The organism is Corynebacterium sp. MSK071, from assembly GCF_030232125.1.
GTDB lineage: Bacteria > Actinomycetota > Actinomycetes > Mycobacteriales > Mycobacteriaceae > Corynebacterium > Corynebacterium kefirresidentii.
Window position 1 is genome coordinate 77,423 of the sequence record NZ_JASPJA010000001.1, and the last position, 12,112, is coordinate 89,534.

Genomic DNA, 12,112 nt, shown 5'->3' on the forward strand with positions numbered 1-12,112 from the left:
CAGCCTCCTAGCGGTTATTAAGCAGGGCCGCCAAGGGACGGAATGGCTGCAGCCATGCACCACCCTCGGGCAGGTTATCCAGATTCACGCGCGGTAGCGGTTCGCGGAATACGCCCTCGATGTCTTCTAGATCCACAAAATTGATATCCGCGTGGCCGACGGCCCAAGCGGCGTGCTCGTGGAATCCCAGGACCGTAACCGGAATCCCCGCGGCGATGAGCTCCTCCAAAGGCTCTTGGAAGTTTTGGCCATCGGCGGAGGCGACAATGACACCGGCCAGATCCGCACGAAGATTGTCGATGTGGTCGAGCATATCCGGATCTACGTCATCGTCTTCGTGGATCTTGGGCTTGGCAAAAACACCGAAACCCACGTTGCGGATGGCTTCTACCCATGGGCGAATGACATCTGCGCCGCCGGGGGTCACATTAGTAAAGACATCGGCGCGCGGTTCAGCATCAACGTCTTGAGCAAGATGTACCAGCCAGCGACCGATGGCGTCGAAGCGCGGGCGGTGTGCGGCGGTAGGCCGACCGCCCAGCAGGGAGCCTAGGCCCATGTCCATATTGGGTGCATCCCAGACAAGCAGATAGGTGCTCATTTATTTCTTCTCCCAGAGATACTCCGTAATCACGTGTTCTTTATCTAGGCCCTTGCCCTCAAACTTGGTGATGACCTGACGATCTACCAGCTGCGGGCACTCCGGCCATGGCCAGCCCTTGTAATCCAGGCTTGGTTCTACTTCAACTAGTTCATCGATCCACTCGGCATATCCGGCGTGGTCGGTAGCGACGTGCAGCACACCGCCCTTCTTTAACCGGGAGGCAAAAAGATTTAGGGTGCCCGACTGAATAATGCGGCGCTTGTGATGGCGCGCCTTTGGCCACGGATCCGGGAAGAAGACGCGGATTCCGTCGAGGGATTCCGGTTCAAACATGCGCATCAAGACTTCGATGCCATCGCCGCGGATCATGCGGATATTTTCGATACCCTCACGCTCAATCTGGCCGAGCAGCTTGGCAAGGCCTGGTTTGTAGAGCTCGACGGCGATGATGTTGGTATCGGCTTCTTTCGGTGCCATGGCAGCGGTGGAGGTGCCGGTACCGGAACCGATTTCCACGATCGTCTTGGCGCCGCTGCGGCCGAACCAGGAAGCGAGATCAATGACCTCGTCTTCCAGCACGCGTCCGAGCTCCGGCCAGCGCTTTTCAAAAAGTTCATGCTGGTTTTCGGTCAGCGTGCCGCGGCGGAAAGTGACGTTGCCTAGGCGCGGGTAGTCAAGCTCGTTGTGGAAAACGGCGTTGAAGTCGGTTTGTGGCGGGCGGCCAAGGGGCATTTCCCCAGCGCGGGTGTTTTGAGAATTATCTGTGCTATTCATTGCGGCCTATTTTCCCCTGCTTAGCCCCGCCAAGCAATACGCCGCGCCGAGGGATACATGTGGCGATGACATCCCGGATATAACCAGTGGGCCCAGTTGGGGGTGGTAGAAGATCGTTTCGAGGCGGAAAAGTGGGACAATGAACCCCCGGAAAGGGGGAGTGGAAAAGGCGATTTTTAACACATTACCTTCGTATGCGCTTGGTGAAGTTCTGGTTAACGTGGTGGATATAACCGGTGTGGCAAGTTCTGCGCAAATTATTCGGGCGAGCACGTTAATCTTGAGGTGGAAGGCACAGTTGGGGCTTTTCGCTCCAATTTTCACACCCACCCTCAGGAGAATTACTAATGACCGCCACTATCCCAGGGCTCGTCGGAGAGCTGCCGACTAAAAATGAAAAGCTTATCGGCTGGATTAGCGAAAATGTTGAGCTTTTCCAGCCGGACCAGGTGGTCTTTGTAGACGGCTCCCAGGACGAGGCTGACCGTTTGGCCGGCGAGCTGGTGGAAAAAGGCACGCTTATCAAGTTGAACGAGGAAAAGCGACCTAACTCCTACTTGGCTCGTTCCAACCCTTCCGACGTCGCACGTGTGGAATCCCGCACCTTCATCTGTACCGAGCACGAAGATGGCGCCGGCCCTACCAATAACTGGGCTCCGCCTGCGGCAATGAAGGAAGAGATGACGGAAGCTTTCCGTGGTTCCATGAAGGGTCGCACCATGTACGTGGTTCCCTTCTGTATGGGCCCGATTAGCGATCCGGAGCCGAAGTTGGGCGTGCAGCTGACTGACTCCGCCTATGTTGTGCTCTCCATGCGCATCATGACCCGTATGGGTGCTGAAGCCCTGGAGAAAATCGGTGCTGACGGCAACTTTGTCCACGCCCTGCACTCCGTGGGTGCCCCGCTGGAGCCGGGTGAGGAAGACGTGGCATGGCCATGCAATGACACCAAGTACATCACCCAGTTCCCTGAAACTAAGGAAATTTGGTCCTACGGTTCTGGCTACGGCGGCAACGCCATCCTGGCTAAGAAGTGCTACGCGCTGCGCATCGCTTCCGTTATGGCCAAGGAAGAGGGCTGGATGGCCGAGCACATGCTCATCTTGAAGCTGACCAACCCAGAAGGCAAGAAGTACCACGTTGCAGCCGCCTTCCCTTCGGCTTGTGGCAAGACCAACCTGGCCATGATTACCCCAACCATTCCGGGCTGGAAGGCTGAGGTCGTCGGCGATGACATTGCGTGGCTACACCTGCGCGAAGACGGTCTCTACGCCGTAAACCCGGAAAACGGCTTCTTCGGCGTGGCTCCTGGCACCAACTACGACTCCAACCCGATTGCCATGCGGACCATGGAGCCGGGTAACACCATTTTCACCAACGTTGCGCTTACCGACGACGGCGATGTCTGGTGGGAGGAGATGTCCAAGGAGACACCAGAGCACCTCATCGACTGGACCGGTCAGGACTGGACTCCGTCTTCCTCCACTAAGGCTGCGCACCCGAACTCTCGTTACTGCGTCCCGATTTCCCAGTGCCCGAGCGCCGCTCCGGAGTACGACGATTGGCAGGGCGTGAAGATCGACGCCATCCTCTTCGGCGGCCGCCGCAAGACCACCGTTCCGCTGGTAACCCAGGCCTTTGACTGGAACCACGGCACCATGATCGGTGCCCTGCTGGCTTCCGGCCAGACCGCTGCCGCAGAGGGCAGCGTCGGCACCCTGCGCCACGACCCGATGGCCATGCTTCCGTTCATGGGCTACAACGCCGGCGACTACCTGCAGCACTGGATTGACATGGGTGAAAAGGGCGGCGACCGCATGCCGTCTATCTTCCTAGTTAACTGGTTCCGCCGCGGCGACGACGGCCGCTTCCTGTGGCCGGGCTTCGGCGAGAACTCCCGAGTACTCAAGTGGATCATTGACCGCATCGAGGGCAATGTTGAGGCTGAGGAGACCGTCGTAGGCCACACCGCTCGCGCCGAGGACATCGACCTCGAGGGCATCGACTTTGATATCGAGGATGTGCGCGCTGCTCTCGCCGTCAACCCAGAGGACTGGGAAGGCGATATGCAGGATAACGCCAGCTATCTCAACTTCCTAGGCTCCCGCGTGCCATCTGAGGTGTGGGACCAGTTCCACGCTCTAAAGGAGCGCGTAGAGAACGCCTCTTAAGCTCTAAGTTCAATAGCACCCAGCGACAGCACTGTTGCTGGGTGCTATTTTTGCAGCACCAACGTCAGATTAGAAACCGCGAATTCCCGCACACCTGGCACGCGAGTTAGCCACCAAGCCCAGCTAGGGTGGTAACGGGGGAAGGCGAGTTTGAGCGCGCCGGTGCGCTGTGCCCAGTGGAGGCCGGCGGAACAGGGGACGTCGAAAAGCGAAGTGCCAAAGACATTCTTGGGCGGGTGACCGTGGCGGCGGGTGTAGCGATCGCGGGCAAACTCGCCGCCCACATAGTGCTCCCACAAGCCGGTCTCGTGGCCGCCAAAGGGGCCTAGCCACACCGTATAGCTCAGGATAGTCAGGCCACCCGGGCGGGTCACGCGCAGCATCTCCTCGCCCATATCCCAAGGATTGGGGATGTGCTCAGCCACGTTGGAGGAATAGACCACGTCAAAAGAGTCATCGGCAAAGGGAAGGTTGGTGCCGTCCCCGCGCACCGAGTTGCTCAAGTGGATGCCAGCCGCAGACATTTCGCCGGCATCTGGCTCTAGTCCCACATAGTGGGCCCCGCGCCGGGCAAAAGCATCCGCAAAATAGCCCGGTCCGCCGCCCACATCGAGTACCCTCGCCCCGGGAAGCTGCACGCCCAGGTCGCGGCCGAGGTTATCTACCAGTGCGGCCGTATCTTCCGCTAGCCCACCGTAGAAAATCTCGGGGTGCGTCTGCTCAAAGCGAAAGGAACGCAACAGCTGCAAGGAGCGACGCAGCGTGGCCATCTCACGGGTATGTCTCATAACCCACTAGGCTAATACCTCACAATGAAGATTCTTTTACTATGCTGGCGCGATTCCACCCACCCGCAAGGCGGGGGCTCGGAGCGTTACTTGGAGCGCGTGGGCGAATACCTCGCGGCGCAGGGCCACGAGGTGGTTTTTCGCACCTCCAAGCACATGAATGCCGCGCGCCGGGAGGTGCGCGACGGTGTGCGCTACAGCCGCGGCGGCGCCAAGTTTGGCGTATATCCACGCGCGTGGGCCGCGATGCTGGCCGGCCGTTTGGGGCTGGGTGACCTGCGCGGCGTGGATGCGGTAATCGATACCCAAAACGGCATTCCTTTCTTCGCCCGCTTGGTATCTGGGGCGCCGACGGTGCTGCTTACCCACCATTGCCATCGCGAGCAGTGGCCGGTGGCAGGTCCCCTCCTGGGCCGCCTCGGCTGGTTCCTTGAGTCCCGGGTGGCTCCGCGTGTGTATCGCGGGGCTCCTTATGTCACCGTTTCTGAGGCTTCCCGCGAGGATCTAGAGGCACTGGGAATTAAGGGTGCGCACATCATTGCCAATGGTCTGGACCCGGTTCCGGACCATGTGCCTTCCCTGGAACGAGAGGCCGACGTGCACTTGGTAACGCTCTCGCGCCTGGTGCCGCATAAGCAGATTGAGCATGCCATGGATACTGTGGCGCAGACCCCGGGCGCGGTCCTGGATGTCATAGGCTCCGGTTGGTGGGAGGCTAACCTGCGTGCCTATGCCGAGGAGCATGGTGTCAGCGATCGCGTGCGCTTTCGCGGTCAGGTAACCGAGGACTATAAGCATGCCTTGCTCGCCCGTGCCGATGCCCTGCTTATGCCCTCCCGCAAAGAGGGGTGGGGCTTGGCAGTAATGGAGGCAGCCCAACATGGGGTCCCCACTGTTGGCTATACGTTTGGCCTGCGTGACAGTGTTATTAACGGTGAGACCGGCATCCTGGTAGAGCGCGAGGAAGACTTCGTGGCGGCCACCAAGCAGCTGCTTGCTGACGCCCCCTTACGCCGCACCCTCGGCTCCAACGCGCGCGATTTTGCCGCTAGCTTCTCGTGGGAGAAGACCGGCGAGCAATTCGCGGAATTGCTGCAAGGGCTAGTAGCGGACAAGCCATCCACAACGCCGTAAACGCCCATGGAACCTGTGGCCGTGGTGCGTCCGTCTCCGCGGCTATAGCACCGTCTACGACAACGACGCCGACACCGATCCGGGCCAGCTGCTTCATATCGTGTACCTCCCACGCGCGCAGCGCCGCCCGATACTGCGGCGAAGCCTGATCCACCACGGTCCCGTCCACGCTCAATTCCCCGGATTCCACCATGGCCAGCGCCTTGGAATAGGGATCTACCGCCACACCGCCAGGCACCTCTACAAGGTTGGCGCGCTCTGGAAAGAAAGCCACCCGGCCGTCAATCTCGCGCACCAGCTGCTTATCTACCCCCGTATCCCGCGGCGTGAGCACCCCTAGCCGCCCCGGAACCGGAATCAGCTGCACGGCCGCGGCCACGGTGGCTAGTGCCGCCGGCAGGTTCGGCAGCGCACCCAGCGAGGCCACATAAAGCGGCAATGCCAGCATGGTCAGCTTTCCGCTATCGCGCAGTAGCGCCGCCCCTGGAACGTGATCGATGAACCACACCAACGCGCCGGGAACCAGCCAGAAAAACATCGCCCCGCCAAGACCAATAGCTGCCAGTATGCTCAGCCGAACGGGAACCCGCCACGCCCCGAGCAGGGCGATGATCGCCACGATGACACCGCATATCGCAAACCCGATGGCTGCTTGTGCATTCCAGATGCCGCCCAAGCGCAGCAGCGCGCCCCCGGTGCCGACGTGCTCTTCGGCTCGCGGGGCAAACGCAGCCACCGCCGCAGCGGTATCGCCGGGCGCAGCGGGATAGAACATGCCCGGAATGGCCCACGGCAAGCACAAGACCACGCCGCCAAGTGCTACCCGCTTGCGGCAGGTCACCGCCGCGGTCACCACGGCAAAGAGTCCACCCGTAGGGGTAAATGAAGCACCCCACATAGCCAGCCACGCCACCCAGCTGCGCTGTTTTCCTGCCCACGCGATGACCGGTAGCAGCCACGCGGCCACCGCAAGGGACCACTGACCCTGCAGGAGGCGCTCGATAACGAAAGGATTGGCCACCGCCACCCCCATCGCGCTCACCGCGGAGGCTGTGGAGCGCGCCCAGCGCGCCGCGGTGAGCGCGGAGGACGCGGCGGCGGCAAAAATGAGCACCCGCGCCGCCCACGCGCCGCCTACTACAGCCAAGAAGCCGTCTTGCGGGGCATTGCGGGCAGGCAAACTGCCGCCGCCGAAAGCCGAAGGGGAAAGCGCCGGATGGCCAAGCAGCGCCATATCGCGCCACAGGAACTCACCGGGCAGGGCGAAGGGCCAGCACACCGCGGCAACGAGGATGAAGCCCCAGGCGAGGAGTAAAAGACGCTTAGCCTTCACGGTGGCGGCGCATGTACATATAGGCAGCACAGAGCAATAGGCCGACGCCGATGGCTTTGCCCGCCCAGCCGACGACCATCAAGGCACGAATGGTGCGAATGACCGGACGCACCTCGTCGAGGCGCTCCGCGCGAGTGTCATCGGACCAGCGCATATCGGCAGCGAAGATGGAGCGATCCTCCGTATCGTTATTGGCCACCATGGTGCCGGCTTGCTGTTCGTCGGCAGCGAAGAAAATCTTGATATTTTCCCGCAGATCCACCATGGTGCCGGTGGTGGGTTCCACGGAGATATCCCGGCCGACGGTATAAAAAGGTTCCACCGTGACCCGGTCAGTGGGATCTAGGCCGAGGAGCTTGCGCGAGTCTTCGTCATAGAACCGCTTCGCCGGACCAGAGATGCGGAAGTCCTTAGCGGCCAGCTGCTTTTCGCCGCTGCCGGAATCGACCGCCTCGGTGGTGATGTTTCTGCGCATATCGGCCAGGGAAATGGGCTGAATATCGTGGTGGAAGGAATAGGTAGGGATACCATCTAGCTTTTCCGTAGTGGTGAAGTCCACCGCCGTGGAGGATTGTGAGGCCAGATCGAAAAAGGGATAGGAGCGCTGCTCGGTCCCGGAGGGGAAAAAGTAGTTGATGCCATCTCGTTCGAAATCTGTGCGGGCCATTCCCGTATCCACTGCCGGCAGGAGGAATTCCCATTTATCCTTAGGGGCAGCCACCGGGTAGGTGGATTCTCGGTTCAACACAGAGTGCTCGGTGATTTGGGCGAGCGGAGTCTCTCCGGCGAGCAGGCGCGATAAAGAATCAGAGTGAGCGAGCGCATCGTCTTCTGCCACCTCAGCGGTCGTGGTGTTGCGCTCGATGGTGAGCAGGTCATGGTGCAGGTAGCACCAGATGGGTGCCTTCTTTTCTTGGCACTGCGGATTCTTGCTATCGCCTGTGGCCTTGGCGCCGGCGATAAAGGCGGGCGCATCCATCCACACGCCGGCAGAGGGAGCGGTCACGGTGTTGATGTTTTGGTCGAAGGCGAGGGGCCGAGTCTGATTGTTATATAGCGGTGGCACCACAGTGCCCAGCACTAAGAAAATGACGGCGGCAATGACAACCCACGCCAGTGGCGAGCGTGGCCAAAGGTAGCGTTTCATTGCAGTAATATGTCCAATCAGTTTCAGGTCGATCCGGGGTTAGGAGCAAGCGTGCAGCCGCAGGCATCTGTGAAAAGCGTACCCCAGCATCTGCCGGAGCTAGACGGTCTACGCGCGGTCGCCTCCCTTGGAATCATTGTCACCCACGTGTCTTTTCAGACCGGAACTGGGTGGGGGTTTGCCGGGCGCTTCGATTTTTTCGTCGCCGTTTTCTTTGCACTCAGCGCGTTCCTCTTGTGGCGCCGCCGCGGCTTGCACAGCTTAGCCGGCTATGCGCGCTCGCGCGTGGCACGTCTGTTGCCGGCCTATTATGCCTGCGTGGTGGCGGTGATGCTCCTGCTTCCCGACGCCCACTCACTCACCCTCACCCAATTGCTGAGCAACCTGACTTCCACGCAAATTTATGTGGTCGACGGGTTGGCCCCAGGTCTTACCCATCTGTGGTCGCTGTGCGTGGAGTTCTTCTTTTATCTCTTCTTGCCTGTGCTGGTGTGGCTGCTTGGAACGCTGCCGCGGCGCTGGCGCATTGCCGCCATTATCTTGGCAGGAGTGCTCAGCTGGGCGTGGGGATTCGTGCCCTTTGTAGCCGATTACGCCAAGGACCAGGTCAACTCGCAGATCTGGCCGCCCGCGTATGCCTCGTGGTTTGCCGTGGGAATGCTGGCCGCCGAATTCGAAGAAGCCGGCATCAGTCGGCGAGTGCAGCGGGTACTGCGGCCGCGCTGGGCGTGGTGGCTTGCGGCGGCGGTGGTGCTGTGGGGTGCCAGTCGCGAGTGGTTTGGGCCGCAGGGGCTTATCCATCCCGAACCCGCGGAATTTTCCCGCCGGATCATGGCGGGAGCGGCCTTTGCCGCAGTCGTGGTGGTACCGGTGGCTCTAGCTCCGCGGGAGAAATCTTGGCTGACCAGCCCACTCATGCAGGCACTGGGTACATGGTCCTATTCCATCTTCTTGTGGCATGTGGCTATCTTGGGCCTGGCCTTTCCCCTTACCGGGGTGCCGCTTTTTAGCGGGAAACCCCTGGACTTTTGGGTCATTCTGGCCGTGACTGTGGTGGGCACCGTGGTGGTTTCGGCCGCTAGCTATACGCTCATCGAGCGTCCCGGCCGGGATCTTCTCCTCGGTCGGCGGCGAAAAGACAGGCCACGCCCGCGGCACACAAGCAGCTAGGCAAGAGCGAATCACCCGCATAGGAACCAGACGTCCACGGTGCGCGGGCGAGGATGGCTCCGGCCGCAGCGACTACGCCGGGGGCGAGATAGGCGCGCGGGATGGTGGTCCAGCGCACTACCAACCACGCAGCCACGGCCGCCACTGCCGCCGGCCAGCCGGTAAGGGCCAGTGCACCAAGTGCCACGGCGGCTGAGGCAGCGCCCCCACGCGGTGCGTGCCAGGCGGGCTGGGACGGGCGGCGCGCGGCCGCCAGGAGGCACAGGCCGAGCGTCAGCAATCCCAAGGAGCCTCCCAAGAGGAGGGTGGCGCGATAAACCGGCTGGGCGGTGAAGGACATATGGAAGTCGCCGGAACGGCCGGCCGGAATGACAAAAGCCTGGGTGGCGGCGTCGATCTCGCGCGGGGTGAGCTCTTCATTGTCCAAATACCCGCGCAGGCCCTTATTAAAGGCGCGTCCGGTGACCAAGAGGCGGTCTTCCTCGCTGGCTTTAATCGAGTATCCAGTGGGCTCCGAGGGCTCCGGCGGGCGCCAGCCCACCTCGCGAAGGCTCACCCACGGTCCAGTGGTGCGCACACGGTGCGTGCCGGGGCTCAGGGTGAGGGAATCGCCGGGGGAGTAGCGGTGGGCGTCGATAAGCACCGGCTTGGTGGAATCTACCTTTACCCGCATGGGGCGCGGCGCCGTGAAGTCGCGGATGAGCACACCGGTATCTTGCAGCATCTGCTGGAAGAAGAATTGGTGCACATCGGGGGAGGTATCCGGCACGGTCACTACGCGCTCGACCGGCTGGCCCTCTACCCCTAGTTCCGCGATGCCGGTGCGGTGAGACAGCTCCACGCGAATGGCCTCGGTATCGCCGCCGGGAACGCGTACCTCCTGTGAGCGGAAGGGCTGTAAGTCCACGTCTACTGCGGCGCTGCCGGAGCGCACCGTAACCGTGGTGGCGCTGGTGGCCATGAGCTTTAGGCGCGGTTGGGTGAAATGACCGCGCAGCTCAATCCACCCGGAGTCATCGCCCGGCGCGGGCCACCACGCGGTGGAATTTTCCCCATCCACCGCGGCCGTGGCGGACTTGTGCGGTTGGGCGCCACCGAAGGCCGTGGCATCGGCCGCAGAGGAAGAAACCGCCACGGAACCGCCGTGAGTCTCGACCTGGCTAAGAGGCCCCGCGGAGGGATAATCGCGCAGGCGGTTATTTACGTGGCTGGGGTCGTCTGAAGCCAGGGGCGCGGAGATGGGGCCGTCGAGGGTGCCGTAGTTGCGGTCCGTGAGCGTCGGGGTATCGGTGACGATATCGGCGTCGCGATCGACGAGCTGGCGGGTGGTGGGGCCATGGTGGGCGTCGAGAAGCGCCAAGGCTTCCCCGCCGCCGGCCACGCGGACTGGGTCTGTGGGCCCTAAGGACATGCCGGCGTGGTTGAGCAAGATGACATCGACCTCGCCGAAGCGGTGGACCTCGCCGCCAAATTTACTGGCTAGGGCCTCGTCCTCACCGGTGAAGAGATCGTGGCGCACCATGACCGCGCCGATGCCCAGGCGCTGAAGGGAGCGCACGCCGGTGGCTGGGTCCTCCTTCAGTGCGGCCATGACGCCGTCGAGCCCGCGGATGGCCTCTGGTGGCACGAGCGGAATGGCATCGCGCACGGCCCAAGGGACATCGAGCAGCGGCTGGGCCGGCTCATCGCGCGTCCACCCCCAGGTCTGCCGGGCAAAAGACGCCTCTGGGTAGATAAGGGTGCGGGTATCGGCGGCATGGGTATTGATAAAGTCCGTGGCCTCGTGCCAGTAGGAGGGAACCTCCTTATACGCCCCCAGTGGCAGCAAGCGCTGTGACCATGCCGGGGAGATGACCGCGATGCACAGCAGTAGCGTGAGCGCGCCTACCGTCTGCTTCTTGGTAGGCCGCAAGCTGTGCGGTAGCGGCAGGTGCGCGCAGGCGCGCGCGACGCCTAAAAGCAGCGGGATGCGCACCAGCGGATCGAATTTATGCAGGTTGCGCAGCGCGGCCAGCGGGCCATCGAGAGCATCGAGGTACCACCCCGCCTGGCAGCCCAGCACCGCGATGCCCACCACTAGGACAACGGCCCACACACGCGGCAGTTTGGTGAGCCCGTAGATGCCCACGGCCGCGATGCCCATGGTGACCAGCACGAAGAAGGATTCGGTAGCCAGTGCATTGCCCGCCACGCGCTCGGTATCTACAAACGGTGTCCAGCTCGTGGTCCCGCGCAGGATTTCTGGCAGGTTGAGCCAGCGCGTGGTCACGCGAGCGGATTCGATGAATTCCGTAAACGGCGGGGCGTAGCGGCCAAGTACGATAAGCGGGCCGATCCACCAGGCCGATACTGTTAGGCACCCTAGAAGCCAGGCCGCGCCGGGTTTGAATGCGCGGCGGTAGAGCACAATTACCGCGGCCGGGGTGCAGGCGGCGATGGTGGCGGTGGCATTGACCGCACCCATGAGCGCTACGGGGATGGTGGCTGCGGCGGCGTCGCGCCACGTGAGCTTGGCATTGAGGAAGGGCAGGATGACCCAGGGGGCGAGCATGACCGGCCAGGTCTCGGAAGAAATGGCGGTCAGGGTAGAAAGCGCGCGAGGGGAAAGCGCGTAGAGCATCGCCGCCACCCAGACCCACCCGCCGCGCAGGCCTACCTTGCAGGCGAGCTTATGAAAGCCGATGAAGCCAACGCTTAAGACCACCAGCCACCACAGGCGCTGGGCCAGCCAATCGGGCAGTGGCTGGGTTAAAACGAAGAAGGGCCCTTGGGGAAAAAGATAGCCATAGGCCTGATTTTGTAGTTGTCCCAGGGTAAAGGTATCCGTATAGGCGCTCAGTGCCCCGCGGAGAAAATGCAGCGGATTGGCGGCCAGATCATGCTTGGTATCGGCAGCTGTCAGCCCCCACGGCTGCACGAGGAGGATGAGCGCTAGGGCAAAGATCCCCAGCGGGTAGGGGCGGGCAAGCCGCCCGCGGAGGGTACGCACAC

At 62.2% G+C, this 12,112-nt stretch carries 9 protein-coding genes; 3 read left to right on the forward strand and 6 right to left on the reverse strand.

Annotation, left to right across the window (positions count from 1 at the left end; genetic code table 11):
- Positions 1–7: 7 nt before the first annotated feature.
- Both QP990_RS00330 and trmB read right to left on the reverse strand, forming a co-directional pair.
- Positions 8–601, reverse strand: a complete 594-nt coding sequence (locus QP990_RS00330; RefSeq protein WP_023020053.1) for an NYN domain-containing protein — start codon at positions 599–601, stop codon at positions 8–10.
- Positions 602–1,378 carry a tRNA (guanosine(46)-N7)-methyltransferase TrmB gene (gene trmB, locus QP990_RS00335; RefSeq protein WP_023020052.1) on the reverse strand — a complete coding sequence of 259 codons (777 nt, stop codon included), beginning with the start codon at positions 1,376–1,378 and terminating at the stop codon, positions 602–604. It abuts the gene before it with no gap.
- Positions 1,379–1,725: 347 nt separating this feature from the next.
- Between trmB and QP990_RS00340 the strand changes: the two genes are divergently transcribed.
- Entirely contained in the window at positions 1,726–3,549 is a 1,824-nt protein-coding gene (locus tag QP990_RS00340; protein ID WP_023020051.1) for a phosphoenolpyruvate carboxykinase (GTP), read from the forward strand.
- Positions 3,550–3,593: 44 nt separating this feature from the next.
- On the opposite strand, the gene QP990_RS00345 is transcribed toward QP990_RS00340, so the two are convergent.
- Entirely contained in the window at positions 3,594–4,337 is a 744-nt protein-coding gene (locus tag QP990_RS00345; RefSeq protein ID WP_023020050.1) for a class I SAM-dependent methyltransferase, read from the reverse strand.
- Between the two features lie 24 nt (positions 4,338–4,361).
- Here QP990_RS00345 and QP990_RS00350 point away from each other — a divergent pair, with 24 nt between their 5' ends.
- The gene (locus tag QP990_RS00350; RefSeq protein ID WP_023020049.1) at positions 4,362–5,471 is read left to right on the forward strand and encodes a glycosyltransferase family 4 protein; all 1,110 of its coding nucleotides are present in this window, start codon (positions 4,362–4,364) and stop codon (positions 5,469–5,471) included.
- Here QP990_RS00350 and QP990_RS00355 read toward each other — a convergent pair.
- Positions 5,386–6,804 carry a hypothetical protein gene (locus QP990_RS00355; RefSeq protein ID WP_239208209.1) on the reverse strand — a complete coding sequence of 473 codons (1,419 nt, stop codon included), beginning with the start codon at positions 6,802–6,804 and terminating at the stop codon, positions 5,386–5,388. The two genes, QP990_RS00350 and QP990_RS00355, sit on opposite strands and share 86 nt — an antisense overlap.
- The gene (locus tag QP990_RS00360) at positions 6,794–7,951 is read right to left on the reverse strand and encodes a DUF3068 domain-containing protein (protein ID WP_023020047.1); all 1,158 of its coding nucleotides are present in this window, start codon (positions 7,949–7,951) and stop codon (positions 6,794–6,796) included. The genes QP990_RS00355 and QP990_RS00360 overlap by 11 nt, the downstream gene beginning before the upstream one ends.
- 9 nt (positions 7,952–7,960) lie before the next feature.
- On the opposite strand from QP990_RS00360, the gene QP990_RS00365 reads away from it, so the two are divergent.
- A complete protein-coding gene (locus tag QP990_RS00365; RefSeq protein WP_051138308.1) occupies positions 7,961–9,121 on the forward strand; it encodes an acyltransferase in 1,161 nt (386 codons plus the stop codon).
- Here QP990_RS00365 and QP990_RS00370 read toward each other — a convergent pair.
- Entirely contained in the window at positions 9,042–12,110 is a 3,069-nt protein-coding gene (locus QP990_RS00370; protein ID WP_239208210.1) for an alpha-(1->3)-arabinofuranosyltransferase family protein, read from the reverse strand. The genes QP990_RS00365 and QP990_RS00370 overlap by 80 nt on opposite strands.
- Positions 12,111–12,112 lie beyond the last annotated feature (2 nt).

Excerpts from the sequence above, each read along its gene's own strand:
- QP990_RS00330 (WP_023020053.1), bottom strand. The coding sequence starts at position 601 with ATGAGCACCTATCTGCTTGTCTGGGATGCACCCAATATGGACATGGGC.
- QP990_RS00345 (WP_023020050.1), bottom strand. The coding sequence starts at position 4,337 with ATGAGACATACCCGTGAGATGGCCACGCTGCGTCGCTCCTTGCAGCTG.
- QP990_RS00340 (WP_023020051.1), top strand. The coding sequence starts at position 1,726 with ATGACCGCCACTATCCCAGGGCTCGTCGGAGAGCTGCCGACTAAAAAT.
- trmB (WP_023020052.1), bottom strand. The coding sequence starts at position 1,378 with ATGAATAGCACAGATAATTCTCAAAACACCCGCGCTGGGGAAATGCCC.
- QP990_RS00365 (WP_051138308.1), top strand. The coding sequence starts at position 7,961 with ATGTCCAATCAGTTTCAGGTCGATCCGGGGTTAGGAGCAAGCGTGCAG.
- QP990_RS00360 (WP_023020047.1), bottom strand. The coding sequence starts at position 7,951 with ATGAAACGCTACCTTTGGCCACGCTCGCCACTGGCGTGGGTTGTCATT.
- QP990_RS00350 (WP_023020049.1), top strand. The coding sequence starts at position 4,362 with ATGAAGATTCTTTTACTATGCTGGCGCGATTCCACCCACCCGCAAGGC.